Annotated in this window: 24 protein-coding genes and 1 pseudogene; 3 read left to right on the plus strand and 22 right to left on the minus strand. The window is 59.3% G+C overall.

Annotated features, from left to right (window positions below; all coding sequences use genetic code 11):
- Positions 1–9 precede the first annotated feature (9 nt).
- From JN403_RS06615 to JN403_RS06625, 3 genes are all read left to right on the plus strand, one after another.
- A complete protein-coding gene (locus JN403_RS06615) occupies positions 10–1,167 on the plus strand; it encodes a glutathionylspermidine synthase family protein (protein WP_205486351.1) in 1,158 nt (385 codons plus the stop codon).
- A 1,273-nt stretch (positions 1,168–2,440) separates the two neighbouring features.
- Entirely contained in the window at positions 2,441–3,289 is an 849-nt protein-coding gene (locus JN403_RS06620) for an AAA family ATPase (RefSeq protein ID WP_205486352.1), read from the plus strand.
- Positions 3,289–3,837, plus strand: coding sequence for an AAA family ATPase (locus JN403_RS06625; protein WP_205486353.1), 549 nt, complete (start codon positions 3,289–3,291; stop codon positions 3,835–3,837). The genes JN403_RS06620 and JN403_RS06625 overlap by 1 nt, the downstream gene beginning before the upstream one ends.
- Positions 3,838–4,544: 707 nt before the next feature.
- On the opposite strand, the gene JN403_RS06635 is transcribed toward JN403_RS06625, so the two are convergent.
- The 22 genes and pseudogenes from JN403_RS06635 to gpM form a co-directional block, all read right to left on the minus strand.
- Positions 4,545–5,489, minus strand: coding sequence for a hypothetical protein (locus tag JN403_RS06635; protein ID WP_205486355.1), 945 nt, complete (start codon positions 5,487–5,489; stop codon positions 4,545–4,547).
- A pseudogene (locus tag JN403_RS25310) lies at positions 5,462–6,165 on the minus strand (hypothetical protein). The gene JN403_RS06635 and the pseudogene JN403_RS25310 overlap by 28 nt, the downstream one beginning before the upstream one ends.
- A 6-nt stretch (positions 6,166–6,171) precedes the next feature.
- A complete protein-coding gene (locus tag JN403_RS06640) occupies positions 6,172–6,696 on the minus strand; it encodes a DNA-binding protein (protein WP_205486356.1) in 525 nt (174 codons plus the stop codon).
- The gene (locus JN403_RS06645; RefSeq protein WP_205486357.1) at positions 6,693–7,607 is read right to left on the minus strand and encodes a hypothetical protein; all 915 of its coding nucleotides are present in this window, start codon (positions 7,605–7,607) and stop codon (positions 6,693–6,695) included. The genes JN403_RS06640 and JN403_RS06645 overlap by 4 nt, the downstream gene beginning before the upstream one ends.
- A complete protein-coding gene (locus tag JN403_RS06650) occupies positions 7,604–8,311 on the minus strand; it encodes a phage tail protein (protein WP_205486359.1) in 708 nt (235 codons plus the stop codon). The genes JN403_RS06645 and JN403_RS06650 overlap by 4 nt, the downstream gene beginning before the upstream one ends.
- An 8-nt stretch (positions 8,312–8,319) precedes the next feature.
- Positions 8,320–9,996 (minus strand): phage tail protein, encoded by a 1,677-nt coding sequence (locus JN403_RS06655; RefSeq protein ID WP_205486361.1) that lies wholly within the window; start codon positions 9,994–9,996, stop codon positions 8,320–8,322.
- Entirely contained in the window at positions 9,993–10,529 is a 537-nt protein-coding gene (locus JN403_RS06660) for a phage tail protein (protein ID WP_205486363.1), read from the minus strand. The genes JN403_RS06655 and JN403_RS06660 overlap by 4 nt, the downstream gene beginning before the upstream one ends.
- A 13-nt stretch (positions 10,530–10,542) precedes the next feature.
- Complete coding sequence (locus tag JN403_RS06665) at positions 10,543–11,697, minus strand: baseplate J/gp47 family protein (RefSeq protein ID WP_205486372.1); 1,155 nt, start codon at positions 11,695–11,697, stop codon at positions 10,543–10,545.
- Positions 11,694–12,011, minus strand: a complete 318-nt coding sequence (locus JN403_RS06670) for a DUF2590 family protein (protein WP_205486374.1) — start codon at positions 12,009–12,011, stop codon at positions 11,694–11,696. The genes JN403_RS06665 and JN403_RS06670 overlap by 4 nt, the downstream gene beginning before the upstream one ends.
- A complete protein-coding gene (locus JN403_RS06675) occupies positions 12,008–13,993 on the minus strand; it encodes a phage tail tape measure protein (RefSeq protein ID WP_205486376.1) in 1,986 nt (661 codons plus the stop codon). Before JN403_RS06675 ends, JN403_RS06670 begins: the two co-directional genes overlap by 4 nt.
- Positions 13,994–13,998: 5 nt before the next feature.
- A complete protein-coding gene (locus tag JN403_RS06680; protein ID WP_205486378.1) occupies positions 13,999–14,139 on the minus strand; it encodes a hypothetical protein in 141 nt (46 codons plus the stop codon).
- A gap of 23 nt (positions 14,140–14,162) precedes the next feature.
- A complete protein-coding gene (locus JN403_RS06685; RefSeq protein ID WP_205486380.1) occupies positions 14,163–14,453 on the minus strand; it encodes a putative phage tail assembly chaperone in 291 nt (96 codons plus the stop codon).
- A complete protein-coding gene (locus tag JN403_RS06690; protein ID WP_205486382.1) occupies positions 14,450–14,707 on the minus strand; it encodes a hypothetical protein in 258 nt (85 codons plus the stop codon). Before JN403_RS06690 ends, JN403_RS06685 begins: the two co-directional genes overlap by 4 nt.
- A gap of 1 nt (position 14,708) precedes the next feature.
- Positions 14,709–15,071: a DUF1353 domain-containing protein gene (locus JN403_RS06695; RefSeq protein WP_205486384.1), complete on the minus strand. Its 363-nt coding sequence runs from the start codon at positions 15,069–15,071 to the stop codon at positions 14,709–14,711.
- The gene (locus tag JN403_RS06700; RefSeq protein WP_205486386.1) at positions 15,072–15,464 is read right to left on the minus strand and encodes a D-Ala-D-Ala carboxypeptidase family metallohydrolase; all 393 of its coding nucleotides are present in this window, start codon (positions 15,462–15,464) and stop codon (positions 15,072–15,074) included.
- Positions 15,464–15,673: a TraR/DksA C4-type zinc finger protein gene (locus JN403_RS06705; RefSeq protein ID WP_205486389.1), complete on the minus strand. Its 210-nt coding sequence runs from the start codon at positions 15,671–15,673 to the stop codon at positions 15,464–15,466. The genes JN403_RS06700 and JN403_RS06705 overlap by 1 nt, the downstream gene beginning before the upstream one ends.
- Complete coding sequence (locus JN403_RS06710; RefSeq protein WP_205486391.1) at positions 15,673–16,125, minus strand: phage protein; 453 nt, start codon at positions 16,123–16,125, stop codon at positions 15,673–15,675. Before JN403_RS06710 ends, JN403_RS06705 begins: the two co-directional genes overlap by 1 nt.
- Positions 16,126–16,131: 6 nt before the next feature.
- On the minus strand, positions 16,132–17,247 hold the full coding sequence (locus tag JN403_RS06715) for a DUF2586 domain-containing protein (RefSeq protein WP_205486400.1): 1,116 nt from the start codon (positions 17,245–17,247) through the stop codon (positions 16,132–16,134).
- Between the two features lie 12 nt (positions 17,248–17,259).
- Positions 17,260–17,940 (minus strand): phage virion morphogenesis protein, encoded by a 681-nt coding sequence (locus tag JN403_RS06720; protein ID WP_205486403.1) that lies wholly within the window; start codon positions 17,938–17,940, stop codon positions 17,260–17,262.
- A complete protein-coding gene (locus JN403_RS06725; protein ID WP_205486405.1) occupies positions 17,921–18,373 on the minus strand; it encodes a phage tail protein in 453 nt (150 codons plus the stop codon). The genes JN403_RS06720 and JN403_RS06725 overlap by 20 nt, the downstream gene beginning before the upstream one ends.
- Positions 18,370–18,831: a head completion/stabilization protein gene (locus JN403_RS06730; protein ID WP_205486407.1), complete on the minus strand. Its 462-nt coding sequence runs from the start codon at positions 18,829–18,831 to the stop codon at positions 18,370–18,372. Before JN403_RS06730 ends, JN403_RS06725 begins: the two co-directional genes overlap by 4 nt.
- Before the next feature lie 96 nt (positions 18,832–18,927).
- The gene (gene gpM / locus JN403_RS06735; RefSeq protein WP_205486409.1) at positions 18,928–19,653 is read right to left on the minus strand and encodes a phage terminase small subunit; all 726 of its coding nucleotides are present in this window, start codon (positions 19,651–19,653) and stop codon (positions 18,928–18,930) included.
- Between the last annotated feature and the right edge of the window lie 71 nt (positions 19,654–19,724).

Below are 19,724 nucleotides of genomic sequence, written 5' to 3' on the forward strand. Positions count from 1 at the left end.
ACGTTACCCATGAAAAGGATCAGCATCCAGGAGCGTCCTGACTGGCGCCAGACGGCCGAGCGTGAAGGGTTCAATTTTCACACCATCGACGGTGAGCGCTACTGGGATGAGCGGGCCTATTACCAGTTCACCGAAGCGCAGATCACACGCGACATCGAAGCGCCGACTCAGGAGCTTCATGCCATGTGCCTGGACGTCGTGGAAAAGGTTGTCGAGAGTGAAGAACTGCTGACCCGGCTGGCCATTCCGGAGACGTTTTTCGACCTCGTCCGCACCTCATGGAAGGAAGGCCACCCGCATCTGTATGGCCGGTTTGACTTCAGCTATGACGGCGTGAACCCGGCCAAACTGCTGGAAGCCAACATGGACACGCCTACGTCAGCCTATGAGGCGGGCGCATTTCAGCTCATCTGGCTTGAAGAGCAGATCCAGCGCGGCGTATTGCCGGCTCACGCTTCACAGTTCAACTCGATGGCGGAAGACCTGGTCCGGGCTTTTGCGGCAATCAGGGAGGGCGGGCCTTTCTACTTTTCGTGCATGTCAGGCTCGATCGAAGACAGGGGCACGACCGAATTTCTGCGCAAAATGGCGGAGCACGCCGGCATCGAAACCCGTCACATCGACATCGAAGACATCGGCCTGAATGCCAACGGCCGATTTGTCGACCTCGAAGGCCGCTGGATCGAGCGCATCTTCAAGCTTCACGCCTGGGAGCATGTTTTCCATGAGCCCCACGGCCAGGCCATCCCGCAATGTGATACGCAGTTCATCGAACCGGCCTGGAAGGCGATTATTTCGAACAAAGGCATCCTGCCGTTGCTATGGGAGTTCAACGAAGGGCATCCCAATCTGCTGCCGTCCTTTGTCGATAAACACCCACAATCCGCAGTACCAAAGGGTTGGGTGCGCAAACCGTACTTTTCCCGCGAAGGCGCCAACATCGAAATCCGCACCCCGACTGATCAAGTCATTTTCGAAGACGGCCCCTACAACGATGCGCCCTACATCCTTCAGGAATTCGCGCCGTTGCCTCGTTTTGGCGACAGCTACACGCTGATCGGATCGTGGGTGGTGGGAGATATGGCTTCGGGGATCGGGATTCGTGAAGACGACAGTTTGATCACCAAAGACAGCAGCCGGTTTTTGCCGCATGTGGTGATCGATTGAGGTTGTGATGAGCCCGGCGGAGCGTGCCGCGCAAGAACGAAAAAAGCCGCGCAATGCGCGGCTTTCTATTTGGTGGGCCCACACGGACTCGAACCGTGGACCAAGGGATTATGAGCCCGGAGCAATGGCTGGTGGACATTGGCCGTCGCTAGGCCGACCAGCAATTGCAGGATTATTTATCACATATCCTCCAAATATGATGCGGCGGTGTGGACGTAATGTGGACATCATCGCGGTGCGGTAATCGCCTATTCGTCGTCAATATCAGTGAGCCGAAACCGCATGACAGTTGCGCACTCACCATCCAGCCTCACTGACACGTCATTGTCGTCAAAGCTTCCTACCACTGTGCCGTACGGCTCTTCCCAAGGTCTCGGGCTGTAGTTGTTTTCAGTGCTCTGAGGGAGGCGGAGTCGCCGCCCAGACTTACCCTGCTTGGGTTTCAAGTGTTGTCGATCATCGTGGACAAGCTGCAGATCCGGCACTTTGGGGAGTCGTCGCGCCGCAAAAAACTGCTCTCTGTGCCCTTTTTGCTCGCTGGAACCAATGAATTCAGGCCCTCGTGAAACTCATCGCTGAGCGCCGCGACGGCCGACGCCCACGAACTCGGTTCATTTTCCTTCAAAGCTTTGCAAAAGGTGAAGAGCGTAGTTGCCTGCCAGCGCCCACAGCCCACGGTTGCTGCAGCCTTGTTTTCACTATCCGCGCGATTGCAAAAAAACGAATGCAAACCCCGCCGGCGGGAGGGGATAAGTGATTTTTCCGGAAGTTTTTTATCTCATGCGTGATTTCATCCCGTCCAGCCGTCCAGCCGTCCAGCCGCGTTTATTAAGGCCGCAGCTTCACCTTTGGTAGTTCGGCCACGAGTCCAGCGCACTTCTTCCCCACTCTGTAGACAATCAACCGCGTGTGGGCGTGATCTTGCGACGTCTTACAAGTCGAAAATCAAAAACGTAGCTCTGACCCAAAGCCGCTAGCACCTGCCTCTCGGGCTTGTCTCGACCGCGGAAGGTACGAGTGCTGCTCACAGATCTCCGACTGCTTGGGAGCGACACATGTGACATCGTGGCTCTGGGGCAGGTAGGCGTCAGACCGGATTAAATCAACGCGCGGTTGGGCTGGAAACGGTGGGCTACGTGTGTCAGACGACTCTGAGGTAGAGGCACCTGATTTGCTCGTTCAAATATTCGATGGCGATTGGCCGGTTAGGAAGATGGGATCGAAAACTATGTACTCACTTGAGAGCTTGTCGGCTGAGGGGGAGAAGCTACCCTTGAATTCGTTATTTTGTGCAAAAGCAGCGGAAAGTCCGCTACGAGGTGTAAAAATGCTTCTTCGGTTCGGTGTGGCAAATCATTTATCAATCAGAGACTATCAAGAGCTGTCTTTAGTAGCGACTTCGCTGAAGGACCCTGTAGAGGGGCTGCTTCGCACTACAGACAAACCTGGCCATAACGAGAATGAACGCGTGGCGGTCCCGGTGGTGGCTATCTATGGTGCAAATGCGGCAGGGAAATCCACGATACTGAGGGCTCTTGATTTTTATGTAAGAGCAATTCGAGATTCTCATGTGGCTAGAACCTCGAGCGAAGGCACCGCCTATCAGCCGTTTTTGCTCGACGATGACTCTAGAGAAGAGCCTTCCAGATACGACGCGGACTTCATTATTGAGAGCACACGGTATCACTACGGGTTCATTTTAGACGGATCAGTAATTAATGAGGAATGGCTGTATTCCTTTCCGCCAGAAGGACAGCGCCAGATTAAGAGTGTCCTATTTCATAGGAACTTTGCTGAAGATGCACCGTATTACTTCGGTAAGACCCTGAAAGGAGACAACCGTGTTATTGCTAAACTTACAAGAGACAATAGCCTATACTTATCCTCGGCTGCCCAAAATGCACATCCGCAACTTTCGCGGATTTACGATTACTTCAAGCTAGGCTTTTCGAGTCGCTTGGATCTGTTTTCTGACGATAATAGGATTGGTGACCAGATTCATGCTTATTTTAGCGCTGATGACACGCAGCGGCTTAGAGCAATGAGCTTTATGAAAGCTGCTGATATAGGGATTTCAGATATTCAGTTCTTTAAAAAAGCTACGCTGATGAAAGCAAGCTGATGATAGCGGATGTTGAGAGTGTATTCCAAAAGCATATAAAAGATTTCAGCTTCAAGTCTGCAATGGAAAGAACCGTGACAAAAATTTCTCATACCGGATCAAATTTCAAGAGGTATGAAATCGAGCTAGAGAAGGAGAGTTCGGGAACTAAAGCGCTGCTTCAATTACTAGGGCCTGTTTTCACTAAGCTTAAATCTGGTGGAGTACTGATAGTTGACGAACTAAACGTAGCGCTGCATCCACTTGTTTCTCAAGAGCTTATAAAATTATTTTCGAACCCCAGCACTAATCCTGGGCGTGCACAATTAATATTCACGACACACGATACAAGCATGCTAACGGCGGGCTTGCTAAGAAGAGATCAGATCTGGTTCGTTGAAAAAGATCGCGAAGGTAGCACGAATCTGTATGCTCTTAGTTCAATAAAAATACGTAAAAGTGATAACTTCGAAAAAGGTTATATTGAGGGGCGTTTCGGTGCCATACCTATGTTTGGGCTTGAAGTAATGGCCTACCAAAAAATTGGCGAAACTGCGGGAGATATATAGATATGGCAAGGAGAATGCCTAGCGCTCCCGCGCTGAAACGTACTACAAGCACGGTGGATCCTAAGGTCGAAATATATATAGTGTGCGAGGGGAAAAATACCGAGCCGGAGTACTTTCTGAATTGCGCTGATTATTACGGAAACGGAATGGTTAGGGTCAAGCCACTCCCTGCTGCCGGTGTTCCAATGACCGTCGTTCAAACCGCGAAAGACTTAAAGGAGCAGCTAATTAGTGAGAGGCTAAAAAAGGGAGTAATAGTTTTGATGGTTGCTTTCGAGTGTGGGCGGTTTTTGATAAAGATGAGCACCCTGAGGTCGAGCGCGCTATTGCAATAGCAATAGAGAGCGGGATTGATGTAGGTTTTTCAAATCCATGCTTCGAATTATGGCCTCTTCTGCACTTGATTGATTATGGAAGTCAGGATGGAAGACATGCCCTGCAGCGTAGGTTGTCTAGTGAGATGCCGAATTATGATCACGAAAGATCAGCAATAATTGATTTCGATCTCATCAAGGAAAGGTTTGAAGATGCACTTGCCAGGTCTAGCGCGTTGCAGGCGTCACGTGTATCCGAAAACTGCATAAACGGATGTCCTTCCACCAATGTTGGGCAACTCGTAGAAAAAATTGTGCAGAATGGAAAGAGGTGGTCGGCACGTTAATCGACAATGATTATCAGAGCTCACCACTGCTTTGCTCGATAGAGCGCTACAACGTAGCAGTCTGGAGCTTTGCTAATAGGTTTGTTGCCTCGGTAGCGTCGGCTAAGAAAGCCACGGCCGTCGCCGGCACTGGACTCGGCCCATGCACATGCGCCGCGATCTCGCCGGCGAGGCGCTCAACCAGATCCAATGTGTCACAGAGGACCTGCAACACGTTCACACTTTCAGACCCCACCCACGTCTTGATCGCCACACTACGGCGCTCGCCGAGCACGCGCTCCTGCAGCTCCCCCAGCGTCGCGCTGAGCTTCTGAGCCACGACCAAGTTCATGTCCCGTGCGGTGGCGACGTTCATGTCGCCAACGCACGCCGAATTCATCCCGCCCCCTGACAGCAAATGAATCGCCCCGACGGCCGCGACAGACTTCACGCCGCCGATCGTCTCGCTCGAATGGTCAGCCACTGCCTGGGAATGGCTGCCGAACCGCTCGCTGTTCTCCAGGGAGCTCACCTCGCGGTCCATCGAGCTGTCGGTAATCTTCGCGTGCGTCTGGCGTGACCAGCTGCCTTCCACATCCACCCGCTGCTGACTGGTCGCGCTGTGTTGCCAGATCGAGTCCCCTTTCGGGACGTTGGGCAGGCTGATGCCGTGGGGCAGGATCGCGGAGATAAAGGGCTTGTTGGGCAGGCCATAGCCGAAGCACAGCACCACCTTCGTGCCTTCACCTGGGAAAGCATAAAAGCCCATCTCGTCGCCACCCGTGGGCAGGGGAAGCGGGACGCTGTACAGCGTCGGGATGTCCGGATCTGGCTCGTCGTCGGGGCCGAGCACTTCGATATCGGCGGCAAAGCGCGGGCGGAAGTCGTCGCACATGCCGGCGTCCGCCGGCGCATCGGAGACGGCGAGGATGCGTGCGAAGCGCGGGACGTGATACCCGCCGGCAATTTCTGGAAACTCGCGCTCTACGCTGCGGCGGATGGCACTGTCCATTTGATACCCATTGATTGGTCAGAAAGAGAGACGCTGGTGATGCGCCGGCCGTCGTTGAACGTGGCGCCCGGGCGAATGCCTGGTAAGGCCGCGATCGTCGCGCTTTGATTGCCCTGGTACCCGTCGAAGAGCTCAACCGGCAATTGCACGGCGGGCCGTTGCCCAAAAAACTGTCCGCCCAGCTACCCACGAAGATCTCCCCGTTGCCCTGCTGATGCCAGATGTAGTCGGGGATGTTGAACACGCGGCTCATGCTGTCGAGGGCTAGATAACCCGTGGACAGGTTGTAAAAGTAAGGGGTCTTGAGCCGCGCGTACGGCTGGTCGGGATGCCGAAAGCTGAGCCCGGTCTGCTCGCTGATCTCTGTCAGGACCGCTCGCAGGTCGACGTGCCGTAAATTGAGTGGCAAGCGCTGAGCCAGCACCGCGCTCATCTCGCGGCAGTACAAGACCTGCTGAGTACCGCTTGAAGGCGTGCTGCGCTCAACGTAGCCGATGAAGTGACGCTGGAGGGAGCGTTCGTTGTAGCCGATATCAAGGGCCACCAAACCTTTTAGCGGCGCCTGTGAAAGCACCGTGAATATGGCGCGGCCCGGGCTCTTGAGATCCAGCCGTACATCATCGGTGACGAGATTTACCGGCGCCTGATCCACCGTCAGAACCTTATTCAGCTTCATGCCGGCTTACTCCAGCCACTTATCAATTTTGGAGAGCGCCTTTTCGAAGCCGGTAAGGCCCGGGGTCGCCGGCGCTTCGGGAGTCTCACCAATCACCGCGCCAGGTGCGACCTGCGCCTTGACGGGGCCGGCCGGGCGTCTGCCCTCGACCTTTTCCGGGTTGGATTGCCGCTCGCTCAGGGTGAACTGGATCTGCCACTGGCTCAGAGAGTCATGTTCCCTGACGCTTACGCCTTCGCTGAACTCGACCTGGCGCACGCCGAAAGCATCGGCGGTGTCGTTGACGACGCGGTACAGGTGAAGCTGCCCGCCGCTGGAAGTGGCCTCGGCCAGTCGCATCAGCTCGCGTAATTGCTCAGGCAGGTTGAACGGAATGGTCATCGTCACGGCCAGTGTTTTTGGCTTAAAGCCTTTGTGGGCCTTTTCTGTGTTGCTCGTCTGCCCGGAGAGATCGCCGCTCTCGATGCGCAGGTTGGCAACAACCTTCAAGTTTTTGCCCTGGATCTTCTGGCCATCGAGCAGCAGCGTCATAGGCCAATCAACTCCTGGACGAAACTCAAACCGTCCAGATTGCCGACGAGCAACACGCCGGCGCACAAAACCCACTCATGGCCTGGCTGCTCGCCGGCCAGCAGCTCGCGCTGCAGATCTGTGCCCGGGCCAATGAGTCGAGCCCGCATGTTCGTGTCCGGAACGCTGTTCATCAGCGATGCCTTGAGGTCAGCCAGTTGGCGATCGCGATCGAGCTGCTGCGCGGCCTTCTGCGCTGAAAGCTTTGCCAGTTCATCCAGGGGCGAACTGTCTGCATAGCTCTCAAGCATCGACAGTTGTCCGGACATCGACTGTTTGGCCGCTTTGAGCAAAGTGCAGCTGGCCAGCGGGAGGGCCTGCCAGGGCGGAGTGGTGCTGGCGACCGGGATCTCGGTCTTTTCTTCCTCGAGCTTGTGAAGGTATCGAGCACGGCGCTCGGCGCGTTCAAGCTCGCGCATGGGCATCAGCGCGTTGAAGCGACCGAGCGCGTCGGCGAACTGATCCAGCCGCGTGGACAGAAACAGGATGGACAGCGCGTACTGCTCACCTGCAGGGCGTGCTGCAGGATCCATATCTCCCAGCTTGCGAGCCATCTGCTCCAGCAAATTTGGCGCGGAAAGGAATCGAGAATAGCCGGTGCCTTGGCCTATGCCGCTCTGATACGGGGTCAGCACGACACAACTTGGGGCCTGTCCCAGCTGGCGCGCCAGTGCTTCGCGCCCAATCTCTACCCCCTGCTTGGCAGCAGCGCCAACGGGGCCGGGATTTGTCGTCACCAGACCTTCCAGCCCTTTCAAGCGCTCCGCCGAGCTGGCCATCTCACCGTTGGCCAGCACCTTGGCCTCGTCGAGCCCCGACATCCAGGCGGTGGATTTTTCCGGCCAGCGCATCGTCACCGGCGCCCAGCTCATGCCGGCGCTACCCAGTCGATGGCCTTCAGCGCCGAGATGCTGTTTTGCGACCGGGCGGCCTCTAAGTTGGTCTTGAGCGCATCCGCCTGCAGCAGCGCGGCGTGTTTGAACCGCACCAGGTCTTCACCAACTTCGCGCAATTGCTCGGCGGTATGCGCTCGGAATGCTTTAACTCCTGCCTCGTCGTAGCAGGCGAAGTCACCACCGTTACCGCACAGGATCATTCCGGTCAGGTTGATCTGATCGTCCAGCTCGCTGGCGTACGTGAACACCCAACCCAGCGCCTGGGAAGTAAAGCCGGATTCGATGTAGCGGCTGCATTCACGGTTGATCAAGGCGAGGCGATCGGCGTACAGGTTCGCCAGGATGGTAGGCACATCGTCCACCCAATCCCCATTTTTCCAGACTTGGCCTTCTGCCGGTTTTTTCAGCGTGTAGCCAGAGGGCACCGGGCGATGACCGTCGAGCTCCAGCGGTTCGCCCGTCACAATGCTGTAAGCCGTAACGCCGTCGAGGTAGTCGATCAATTCCCAGGCTTTGCCATTCCACCGGGCTGCCTTGTGCTCGGGCGCATCGGGTGGGGCAAGTTCCACGCACCCGCCGGGGATTAGGTATACCTCGGGTTCAAGTGGCGACAGATCGGCCTCGACGGTACCAACGTACAGCCCGAATGCGTTGGTTTGAAATACGGTTTTGGTTGTCATGGGCAGGCTCAATATTTGATACAGCAGAGGAAGGCGATGTTGCGGGGCCGGGTCTCAGCTCCGCCGGCTGCATGCACGCGGATAACGTGGCTGTGGCTACCAGCGCCGTGAATGCCGATGTTGTGCGCGTGGTTTCCGGCTTCGCCGATGCCTACGTTGTGAGCGTGCTCACCTGCATAGCCGAGTTGGGCCGGGTTAATGACTAGACCCTCGTCTATCCCTTGCGTAGCGCCCATGGTCAGGAGATTTTGATTGCCGCTCATATCAGCAGCAATTGGGTGCGTATGGTTGCCCTGGACATCGGTCCAGGCAGCGTGTGTATGGATGCCCTGCGCATCAGACCAGGCAGCGTGCGCGTGGTCGCCCACTGGATCCGCCGAAGCGGCGTGATCATGCGACGCCGTCATGTGGCCTTGTTCAGTTCCGAACACTCGGCCCGGGTCAACGCCGCGACCGTCGTCCCAAGCCCTGATGAAATCCCCTCGCGCGTCCGGGACGTTGAAGGTGGTTGAGCCATCGCCCGGCCCATAGGTGGTGCCTATCCGGTTGAACAGCGCGGCGTAGGTGGTACGCGACAGCGCAGCGAAGTTGCACTTGATCCAACCAGGTGGCGGGCTGGTCATGGCAAAGAAACTGATCATCCCTGTCATGGGATCGAGCACTTTGGCGGCCATCCGAGTCAGCGCGGCGGTTGTGGCCAGGATCTCGCTGCTGTTGCTGTCGGGATCGTCGCTCTTTGCGTTGGGGATCTGATCGAGGTCGACGTCCGCTTTCGTAGTCGCCCGCGCTCGCAGATGCTCATAGTCCCCATTCTGTGCCGCCCAGAAATCCACGAGTGGCCCTACGATCGGTCGCGTTGTTCGCAGGTCGGTGATTTTGTTGGTGGACTCGATGGAGGCGATGGGCACGCAATAATGGGCACGCCCGGCAGTGTCGACGTAGTCCTCGTGTGACCCGCTATAGGCCATTTCGAAGCTGGCCACGACGTCGCTACCTTCGCGGTGCAGGCAAACATCAATCCACACTTTGCTTGGCACTGCCGTGGGGTTGAGGACTAAGGGCTGCCCAGTCTCAAGCCGGACGCCCTCGATGTACGCCCTGCCCGGGGCGAGCGAATAGCCGCCCCCAGATTGAACAACCTTCATCGCATTGCCAAAGAAGCAGGCTCGGCCGAACAGATCCCGGTTGCTCAGCCGCTCTCGCTCATCAATGCCTGCGAGGCGCACCGTGAAGTCGTGCTGCCAGGTGCTGGCCTCTATGGTGATTCGCGTCAGTTCCTGGGCCCCGTCGAACGCCACCAGAAAGTTGCGTGTGATGTTGTTGCCCAATTGCAGGGGCTCGACGTTCTTGCGCTTCTGCTGCAGCGGCACATAGGAGACCGCGAACAGCTCACCGTCGGCATCCTCTAGCCCGACATAGTTGAAGTCCCAGTCGCCAATGTTCGAACCGAGTTGGGCGCTATAGACCACCTGATTGGGCGTGACGAAGCCCGCGTTGTCCCGGGGCATGTCGTAGACATAGACGATATGTTCCTGGGCCGGTTTGCCGGCGGCACGATCCACCGGCGCCGCCGGGTCCAGGCCCGGCACATTGGCGAAAATAAACCGGTTGATGATGAGAGGCTTTTCCTCGCCCTGTTTGCGGGCGATCTGCGCCTCTCCCGCCAAGGTAATACTGGCGCTCATTCATGCTCCTTGAGGGTGGCGATCATCGTCTGTTGATCGTCGTTGAAGTCCACCAGCACGGCTCGCGCTGCGACTGGTGTGATGGTCACGAACTCATACCGGCGGCAGGTTCGGCCGTACTGCTGGACCAGGACGCGCAACAGTTCGGGGTTCAGGGAAAGCTGTGCATTGCTGAACTTGAGCTGAATAACGTCCCAGTCGCGCTCCGGCTGCCGTTCCTCGATCTCGACGTACCCGACGCCCAACCGCACGAAGATGCGCTTCATGCCGGCAGTGCTGCCTGCGTCAACCGAGTTGATGAACGCGTACCGCACTCGAGTCCGGAACAGTGCCTCCGGCTCGCCGGTGAAGCGCGTCACGTCACGCTGCCAGGCCCACAGCTCCAATATGCTGGGGTGGCATGTTTCGGGATCGAGTTGGTGATAAGGCCAGTCCAGCCAGCCGCTGACGGTCTCCCACCAGGACTGCGCCGCTGCGCGGATTTTCGAAAGCTCGGCGCCCGCCAACCAGAAAGGAAGCTTCAGCCTGATCATGCGGGCACTACCTTCAGGCTTTCGATCCGGGGATGTCGAGCCCTGAGATGATGTCCGGGCTGTCGATGTGCAGTGACTGGATCTGCGGGAATTGCCCGTGCAGCTCTTCCATCAAACGGCTGAAGCTGAACCGGGATTGCGGGTAGGTGAGCGTCGGTTGATAGTCGCGCGGGGTGCTCTCGCGGAAGGCGGCGCGCACGTACAGTTCGATCTCGCCGATCAGTCCTTCGACGCCTTCCTTGTCGAGGTGAGGGTCCGGCCAGACCTGTACCTCAAACGTTACCTGTACTTCTGGCATCAGAAACGCCAACAGGTCGTCGCCGTGGCCATGGTTGCCGAGGTCGCGAATGTGCTCATTGATCTGCACCAGGTAGGTCTCTGCCGGCACGCCGGCGTCGAACAACACGAAGGCGTTCGCGCTGCCCGGGCCACGAGGCGCGCCATGCTCGAAGTACACGCCGTCCGGCCGCACGCCTGGGAACGCGGAGATCATTGCGCGGTAAACCGCATCGGTGTGCCACTGGTTGACGGCGGAGAACTGATTACGCACCCGCAGGCGTAGCTGATCATTGGGCTCCGGGTCGGCGCCTGGCGAATGCAGCCAGCCGTCCGCGTTGGCCACCTGCACGATTCCCGCTATGGGCACGGGCAGAATCGCGTAGTAACCCGGGGCCAGGTTGTAACCGCTGCCCGGTTCTACAGCCTGAACCGGCACCTCGGCCTGCAGTTGCCCGTCGAGGAAGCTCGCATTGGCAGTGGTAATCAGCTTGTACACGTTGCCGTTGATCGCAGGGCTCTGAATCACGATGCCGGCATCGAGCTCAAGCACGCCTTCTGCAGCCGCTCGCGTGAACAGCACCGCGCCGACGGCTCGGGTGGCGCCCTTACGCTCGACGTTCACGGCCCAGGCCAGCATGTCCAGCCAGGCATCCACGGCGGTCTTTACAAAGAAGTTGGGCAGGATGCTGACGCACAGGTAATCCAGCAGCCAAAGCACCGGCTGGGTCACCAGCGCGGTGATGACACGCCAAAACGGCGAGTAGCTGCTGGTGTTGGCGACCTTCGCACCCTCGGCTGCAACCTCCTTTTCCCACGCAGCTTTCAGGCCTGCTTCGGTGGTGGGAATGCCGGCATTGGCCATAACTGCCTTGAAGTCGACATCACTCACAGGCTTATCTCCACGGCGCCGAACTTCAGCGTTTTCGCGGTGACCAGGTACACGCCAGACTCAAGCGTCCTGATCTTTGCCGTGCCCGGTACCAGACGCTCATCGGCCTCCACCAGCAATTCGAGCTGCTGGATGCAGTCGCGCTGACGCAGACGATCGCGCTCGGCCACCAGCGTCACCAGCAGGCCGCTGTCGCGGATCATGTGCGCAATGTCCTGAGCAATGCAGCCGCGGTCATCGATGAGCCTGGGCTGATGGGACGGATCCAGCGCCAGGTCGTTATGCTCGATCAGCAGGTCGACGTATTCACTCATCCGCCCACCGCCATCGCCATCATGCTTTCCATCTCCAACGGGCTCATGGCCTTGCCGGTATGAATATTCACGTTCTCCACATGGGTGCCCTTGTTCTGGCTGGTGCTGTTGTTCTGGATTTTGGTCAGCAGCCCGCCTGCCGGTACCGCCGAAGGGCGGGCCGGTGACAGGCTGGGGATTGCCGAACTGAGGGCTTGGCGGGCGTTCTCGCCGGCGTTTGCGGTGTCGAGCCCTTGGGTCGCGGCGTCCAGCCCGGGCACGTCAGGCATGCCGCCAAATCGCGCTTCGATGTTGACGCCCGGGATGCTGTTGATCATCTCGATGAGGCTGTTGATGGCGACGTAAAAGACGCTGACGATGCTGTCCCAGGCGCCTTTCGCCATGGCGGACCAGCCGCCCATGGAGTTAAACCAGTCAGAGAGCGCTTGCAGCTTGGCGCTTACCCAGGCGAATCCTTCACTGTTCAGCAGCGCCGAGGTCCACTCGTCCCAGTAGTACACGGCCGCGACCACGATCGCGATCAGCGCGACAATGCCAATGATGATCCACACCACCGGATTGGCCAGCATCGCGGCGTTGACGAGCCAGATCGCTCCCTGCCAGAGCAGCATGCCGGTGCGCACCAGCACCATCCAGGTGTACATCACAGCGAGACTTGCGATGAAGAGTACGACCATGGCGGTGTGGTAGAGGAACATCCCGACGCTGCGCATGCCGGCCATGTGCAGAAGCTTCCAGACCGTGAGCAGCCCCAATTTCGTCATACGTGCAATGCCGACAGTCAAAGTAAGCAGCGACAGCGCCGCCACGATGCCCATGATGGTCAGCGTGGCGATACCGATGACGCGGGTGATATTGGGAAACAACTGGATCCAGCGAAGCAGGGAGGCCCCGCACCCTGCAAGTCCTTCCATGATCGGGTTGAGCACGGGCAACAGCGTCATGCCGAACGCAATCCGCACCGCCTGTATCGCGCTGCCGAACTTCTCCCAAGGATCGGCGATGGCCTGGGCCATTTTCTCGGCCTGCTCTAGGCCCTTGACCTTGCCCAGCTTGTCGATGCCGGTGGCCAGGTCATTGGTCTTGGGAAGCAACTGGGAGATCAGGCCCATTGCTTCCTTGCCGCCAAATGCTCTGCTGATCTGGTCGGCCTCAGCCGCATCCAGCTCGCCGTATTTGCCCTTCAGCTCGCCCAGGATATCCAGCATTGGCAGCAGCCGACCCTGACTGTCGGTGAACGACAGCCCCAGCTTCTGCTGCGCGCCGTAGGCTCCGGCCAAAAACGCCTTGTATTTGGTGCCTGCCTCGCCGCCGCTCATGGTCGCCTGCAGCGTACCGAGGATCGCGATCTGCTCGGCGGCGTTAACGCCTGCCGAGGTCGCGCTTGCGCCCAGGGCGGTGAAAGCGTTACTCATGCCTTGGCCCGTGGTTTTGTACATCTGCACGGCGGTCGCGGTCTGCCCGGTGAGCTGCTCGACCCAAGCGGCTTTGCCCATCGCATCGGCCTGATCCTGAAAGATCCCGTACATGGTGCCGACGTAATTGGTGATCGTGCTGGCGTCGGCTTTGGTGGCCTTGGCCAGCAGGTTCGATGACGCGGTGAAGGTTGCCAACTGACTGCCAGTGAGCCCCGCGATCGCGCTCTGAATGTCGTAGGCCGATCTGACGAACGCCGTGGCGTTCTCGCCGTAGGCGATGCTGAACTCCAGAGACTTTTTGCTCAGCAGATCCAGCCCGTCGGCGGCCACACCCAGACTCTGAACCTCGCCCAGCGCGGCGTTCTGCTCAAGCGCCGGCGCCATCGCGGACTTTAGGGCATAGGCGCTGCCGACCAGGCCACCCATGCCCAAGCCCATCGTGCGGGTGTGCTTTTCGCTTTGGTTGGCCAAGTCGGAAAAGCCCATCTTCACCTTGGCCAGTGGCGCGGTGATCCGGTCGGTCATGCTCAAAATGAAAGCCAGGCTTGCGCTGCGATCTGCCACTGCTTTTATCCGTTCAAGGCCATGGCGATGCCGTTAGCCACGGCGATCTCCATGCGTTTCCAGTGCTCATCTTCGAGCCACTTGGCGGTGCCCATCGCCTCTGGCGTGGGCTCCGCACCGGGTAGCCACCGACTGGTCAGGGCCATGAGTTGCCCCAGCCCGTTCTCGGTCAGGCGCTCAGCGTGCTCGATCGCTTTTTTACGACCACCTCGACGTCCGGGCCGTACTCTTCCAGCAACGTGCCGGCGAGCTGCATGACCATCACGGGGTTGCCCAGCAGGGCTTTCAGCGAGGCCCGCCGGGATTGCTCGACGGTGGTCATCAGCAGGTTATGGCCGGGGGCGACCTTGTTGTTTTGGGTAATCGCGTTGAAGTACTTGGTCACGTCCTGGGGAGTCAGCTGGAAGGTGAACTCCTCTTCGCCAATTTCCAAGGTGATGTCTGCGTTTTGATCGCTCATGGTGCTGCTCGCTTGTTGAGGTTGTTGAAATAGCTGTCGAGGTGATTTTCCAGCCGGGTTTCCAGCCGGCTGATCACCTTGTCGAACTGGTCGTTGCGCACGTAGTTCTGCGCCAGGTGAATGCGCAGCTCCAGGTGCTCGCGGCGCGCCGCGCTGATCTGCCTGAACAGGTACACCTGAAAGCCCGCGACGCCGGTTAAAGAGAGTTCAGTCAGCATCAGCAAGATGCTGATGGTCAGTGGGTTCAATTCCATGTCATGCGCTCCACGTGCCACGCCCGCCCAGGCGCACGGCTTTCCACATCAACCAGGCCAGCGGTGTGTTCATGCCTTCTTCACGCAGGGCGTCGTAAAGGATCCGGTCGGCCTCGGCCTTGCTGAAACGGTGCGTCAGGTGGGTGTAGATGTAGTCATGCACCACCGACGGCCGTCGCGCCTGAGGCGTCTGCGGGTCGACGATGCGCCGCGCCAGTTGCGGAACGCTGGCTAGGTCCGACAGATAGCCTGCCGGCACCTCAACCACTCGCCCGTCTGCAGCGCGATACGTCAGTGGCTGGATCACTTCCCAACGCACATGGCCAGGCCGGTGGCGCAGTTCTAGGTCTGTTTCGAAAGGCACTCAATAACTCCAGATGGTCGGACTGGGGAGGCGGCCGCCGATCGGAGCCATTCCCAGGTGAATAAACCGCGCAGCACCACGCTGGCTCACCCCGAATCGGGTGAATTTGAGATTCATGGCCAGGCGCAGGATCTGCACCGCCCCGGCGCCGCTGCAGCGCACGTCGACGGCGAGGCCTGCGGTGTGTTCGCCCGGATTTGCCTTACCGGCCTCAACGGGATGCCGCGCGCAGCGGAATGCGCTGCTCAGTGCGATGGGATGACCGAACTGCTCGCGCAGCGTCTCCAGTTCCGCCATGAGCTCGGAGTTCATCTCGGAGCCGTCGCTGCTGCACTGACCGCATTTGCAACGCAGCTCGGCAGGGGTGAAATGCAGCCAGGTGCGCTCGGCCATCAAATTTGTCCTCGTTCAGCGTTCGCCTGACAGGGCGTGCAACGCACCATTCCACCCAATGCGCGTCTCGCTTCGGGGATGGGCTGTTCGCAGTCCATGCAGTGCGTACGGCTCAAACCTGTGGGTATCGGACGCGCACGCTGCGCGCTAATAGCGTGATCGCGCTCCAGTTGTTCGAGCGTCTGCACCCGATCCAGCCAGTCGCCCATCAGCGCAGGCCCTCGATCTCTTTGGCGTCGAGGTACGGCACGCCGTTGATGCGGATAAAGTCAGGGCTGGTGACGTCGAACGGCACTTTGTGTTTGGTCTTCTCGCCGCCCTTGCTGTCGATGCCTAGCAGGCTGGAGATCTTCACCTTGCAGCCGAACGCTTCCACGCGAAGCACGTCGTCTACCCCGGCCTGCGCGAAGAAAACCGTGTCGAACGGCTGCAGCGCGCGAAAGCTGCCGGCCGTGCGCGCTGCGTCGATCAACAGGTTGAAATTGGTGGTGTCCAGCTCGAATTCACCGCTGGCCGCTACGTCGCCATCAACGTAGCCATCGGGCACGCCACGGGTTTGGGCAACCGCCGAGTTATCGGTGATGTCCAGGTTGCAGTTCTCGACGTGCAGCGACAGGTCGCCCAGGTTCACGTCGAAGTTTTTGCCGCCGATCTTCGCCATGTGGCGTTACTCCGCTGTATCAACCGAAAGATCGAGGGCGATGTTGGCCGTCAGGTCTTTCGGACAGTTGAAAGGTTTGAGCTTGATGTAAGCGGTGACCTTGGTTTTGCTGAGCCAGGTCAACACCAGGTCGCCGTCCTTGGGGGGCTCGATGTCGCCCGGAAAGGTTTCGCCGTTGAAGGTCACCGACTTGGCCATCGCTCGCAGCGGCGCCATCAGTTGGCTGGTGTTGACCGCCATGCTGTTGGGCGTGTTGTTGAGTCGGCGATCGCCAACGCGACGGATCAACAAGGGGCGGATCAGGCGCGCGGCCTTGTCCGTGATGCGCAGGTACTCGACGACCTGAAAGTCGCTGCCGGGGGTGTCCAGCATGTTGCCATCGGCCCAGTACACGCCCGGGTAATCGGAGTAGGTCTGGGAAACCGAGAAGCGCGCTCCGTCCAGCTCAGAACGTACGGCGCCGGGCAGCGGGATACCGTCGGAATCCTCTGGCACAGGGCCGAGCCCCAGCAGCGGGCCTGTCGCCACGCGCATTGGGCTGTCTGCGATGCTGACGGATGAATGCGCCAGACGGCCCGCCAAAACCCCCAGGTCGTTGCCATGCAGCTGCGGCACAACCATGACACGCGGCGCGGCCACACCAGCGAGCAGAGCCTTCTGCTCGGTCGAGTACTCCGCCCAGGTCTGCACAGGCAAGATGCCGGCGGTTGAGGCCATGAAGAACACACGGCGGCCATATTGGTTGTTCAAAGCAATAGCTGCGTCGTGCATCGCGGTGATTTCGCCAGCGGTGGCCACCGGCTTTGTGACCACCACGGCTTCGACAGAAACGCCCTGTTGCTGGGACTTTTCCAGCGCCTCGGCCCAGTTGCCCTCCGTGCCGATCGGCGCCGCCATGCAGGCCCAGCGCTGACCGCCATTGAGGCGAGCCGCCTCAATCTGGGATTTCAGATCGCTGGCCTCGTCGCCTAGCTCCGCATCTAGATTACTGTCGGTGTTGAGCGCCAGAAACTGGCCCACGTTTTTGGCCGCCGGCCCGATGAAAAGAAAGTAGCGCTCTATCTCTTTTACGCCGCCCTGGCCGAGATTGAGGTTGTCCACGGTGACTTGTCCGAGTGCCATTGAGCTGCCTCGTTAACGGGGTGAATTGAGGATTTGTTTAAGCACCTGGTTCACCAGCAAAGCGGTGTCGCGATCAGTGCTCACGCCGAGGAACTGGCGTTTGGGCAGGGTGATTTCCCAGCTTTGCGCGCCTGTCGACTCGGCCTTTTCGTCATCCAGGATGCGGATCAGCAGACCGGCCTTTGCGTAATTGACGTGCTCTTGAATCCACGCCACGGAAGGGCGCGTCAGGCTTTTTCTGCCGGGCTGCGGGACCTTGAAGCCCAGACGGCGCAGTCGCTTCGCCTGCTTCGGGGTCGCCGCCAGGCCCGGCGGTGTCTTGTTCCACTTGCGCATCTGCGCTGCAGTACGGCGTTCAGAGATCCCCTTGTGTTGCTGGTTCGCTACCCAGCGGGTCAATGCGTTACGCCATCCCAGCTCCGCCTCGTCCGGGCTCAGCCGGGTGACCATCAGCAACTTGCCGAGGCCGGACTCCATTTTCTTTTTGCCCTTGCCGCTCCTTTTGCGGGGCGCGAAGGGGGTGCCGTCGAGGTTCTGCTGCTGGCGGATCCGCTGCCGGCTCATGCTGCGCACGCGTTTCGTGGCGGTGTTGAGCAGGCGCCGGCGAAGCTTGGGCGTCAGCCGAAGCAGCGCCAGTTGCTCCTGGACACCCAGGTAGCCACGCACGTCGACGTCAAAGTTCCTCCGCGCCACCGCTGGCCACCTCGCCGTTCTCAGCCACCCACAAATCAAAAGGGATGAAAGACCAGGTGCGGCCGTACGCGGCGATCTCGCCGTCCGGGTCCTCCGCCAGGTATTGGGGCTCGACGAACTCCAGATTGATGTCCACGTCCGCCAGATCGTCATCGAGCATGGTGATGTCGAAGACGGCTGGCGGCAGGTCGTCGCGGTCGTTGTCGTGGGTTTCCAGCCAGCTGCCCACCAACGCCATCAGGCGGCCGGGATGATCGTTAAAACGTTCGAGCGCGACCGTGGCGGTGTACTTCATGTCGCCCATGCGCATGCCCTGCAGGTCAGGCTTCCAGATCAGCGCCAAGTGAACCTGTTCGGTCCAGCTGTCCAACTGCTCGGGAGCCACTAACTGGCACCCGATGAGGTAAGCGGTGAGGGCTTTGAGTTTGGTCATAACAGCGCCGCCGTAATCCGGCCGCGCCCCTGCAGCGAGCGCACGGCCTGCTGGCTGAAAGCGAGAAAAGTTTCCGATCGCTCTGGCTGCTCCTTGCCCGTGTTTTCTGCGCTTTCGCGTCGGGTAACGGTCGCAAATTGCGTCAGCAGACTGGCCTTCGCCCTGCAGTAGACGGCGCGCTTGTACGTCGCGGCCTGGAAGGTGCGCTCGGGCAGCACTGTGGTGTCAGCAGTCTGCAGGCACGTGATCCCCGCTCCGCTCCAGCGCGTTTTCAGTTTGGCCAGATCAGTGTTGACCTCAACCATTGCGGTGGTCAGGTCGGCGACCAGCATTTCGCTCAGGTACTCCGCCGGTAGGCGGTAACTTTTCTGAAACTCAGACACGGAGAGGTCCGGCCAGAAGCCGTCGTTCTCGATCGTCTGTTCCACAAAGGTGGTGGGTTTGCCTGAAAAGCTCATTGCTGGGCGCTCAAATAGGGCGGGAAGACGGCGTCGATGGCATCACCAGGTCACAAGTGAACTGGATGACCTCAGCCGTTCCCCGCTGGGGGTAAGTCAGTCTGTTGATTGGTTCGCGGCTGCTGCTGCGGCCAGCTTGTTCAGGGCGCCTACGCACCCGTTCAGCCGGGTTGACACACCGATCTTGTCGTCCAGGTCCATCGCTCGGTTGAAATGCTCGATCGCTTTCGCCCAGTTCTTCTGGTCCATGGCCAGGATGCCGAGCAGCTTGTGATAGCGGGCCGGGATCTTCTCGAACAGCTTCCATTCGCCATCCACCCGGGGCAGCAGGTTGCTGACGTAGGGCTCCGGGCTGCGACCGGCCTTGTATTCAATCTCGGCCCATTCGATCAGCTCGTCCGCCACGAAAGTGGGAATGTCCCGCTTGAACGGTGCCGGCAAAACCTGCCCCTGGGACATGGCGAAGTCTGCGAGCTCAAACGCCTGGTCAAACTCGGCGGTGTCGAACAGCCAGATGAGGACGTACATCAGCACCGAGTTCGGGAAACTCAATCCGGATTCGCGGTACCGCTGGACGTACGTCTGGTACTTGGGCAGCAGCTCCTCACGCTTAAGTTGCCGGCGCAGCTCGTGACTGTTGATTGAGCTGATCCGGTCCAGATCCACTGCCAGTGCGTCCTCCATCAACCGGAGGTGTTTGCGGGCATTGGCGGGGCTGGACATCGCCGTCTCCGCCGAATACGCCGCCGGTTTGGCACCGGCGCCCGCCGTCACAGGGCCGTCAGCGATCACGCGACGTTTGTGTGCCAGTGCCAGGCTCACGGAGCCACCTTCTTGGGTGGTGTAGGGGCGGGAGCTGCTGGCTGCGCAGGCTTAGGCTTAACGGGGGCTGC

Source organism: Pseudomonas sp. 15A4 (genome assembly GCF_016925575.1).
Lineage (GTDB): Bacteria > Pseudomonadota > Gammaproteobacteria > Pseudomonadales > Pseudomonadaceae > Aquipseudomonas.

Coding starts and splice junctions, on each gene's coding strand:
- JN403_RS06725 (WP_205486405.1), bottom strand. CDS start 18,373: ATGACCAAACTCAAAGCCCTCACCGCTTACCTCATCGGGTGCCAGTTA.
- JN403_RS06640 (WP_205486356.1), bottom strand. CDS start 6,696: ATGACGCTGCTGCTCGATGGCCAGAAGATCCAGGGCAAAAACTTGAAG.
- JN403_RS06645 (WP_205486357.1), bottom strand. CDS start 7,607: ATGAGCTGGGCGCCGGTGACGATGCGCTGGCCGGAAAAATCCACCGCC.
- JN403_RS06635 (WP_205486355.1), bottom strand. CDS start 5,489: ATGGACAGTGCCATCCGCCGCAGCGTAGAGCGCGAGTTTCCAGAAATT.
- JN403_RS06655 (WP_205486361.1), bottom strand. CDS start 9,996: ATGAGCGCCAGTATTACCTTGGCGGGAGAGGCGCAGATCGCCCGCAAA.
- JN403_RS06680 (WP_205486378.1), bottom strand. CDS start 14,139: ATGGCCCTGACCAGTCGGTGGCTACCCGGTGCGGAGCCCACGCCAGAG.
- JN403_RS06690 (WP_205486382.1), bottom strand. CDS start 14,707: ATGGAATTGAACCCACTGACCATCAGCATCTTGCTGATGCTGACTGAA.
- JN403_RS06650 (WP_205486359.1), bottom strand. CDS start 8,311: ATGACAACCAAAACCGTATTTCAAACCAACGCATTCGGGCTGTACGTT.
- JN403_RS06625 (WP_205486353.1), top strand. CDS start 3,289: ATGATAGCGGATGTTGAGAGTGTATTCCAAAAGCATATAAAAGATTTC.
- JN403_RS06715 (WP_205486400.1), bottom strand. CDS start 17,247: ATGGCACTCGGACAAGTCACCGTGGACAACCTCAATCTCGGCCAGGGC.
- JN403_RS06660 (WP_205486363.1), bottom strand. CDS start 10,529: ATGATCAGGCTGAAGCTTCCTTTCTGGTTGGCGGGCGCCGAGCTTTCG.
- JN403_RS06705 (WP_205486389.1), bottom strand. CDS start 15,673: ATGGGCGACTGGCTGGATCGGGTGCAGACGCTCGAACAACTGGAGCGC.
- JN403_RS06670 (WP_205486374.1), bottom strand. CDS start 12,011: ATGAGTGAATACGTCGACCTGCTGATCGAGCATAACGACCTGGCGCTG.
- JN403_RS06615 (WP_205486351.1), top strand. CDS start 10: ATGAAAAGGATCAGCATCCAGGAGCGTCCTGACTGGCGCCAGACGGCC.
- JN403_RS06730 (WP_205486407.1), bottom strand. CDS start 18,831: ATGAGCTTTTCAGGCAAACCCACCACCTTTGTGGAACAGACGATCGAG.
- JN403_RS06685 (WP_205486380.1), bottom strand. CDS start 14,453: ATGAGCGATCAAAACGCAGACATCACCTTGGAAATTGGCGAAGAGGAG.
- JN403_RS06710 (WP_205486391.1), bottom strand. CDS start 16,125: ATGGCGAAGATCGGCGGCAAAAACTTCGACGTGAACCTGGGCGACCTG.
- JN403_RS06700 (WP_205486386.1), bottom strand. CDS start 15,464: ATGGCCGAGCGCACCTGGCTGCATTTCACCCCTGCCGAGCTGCGTTGC.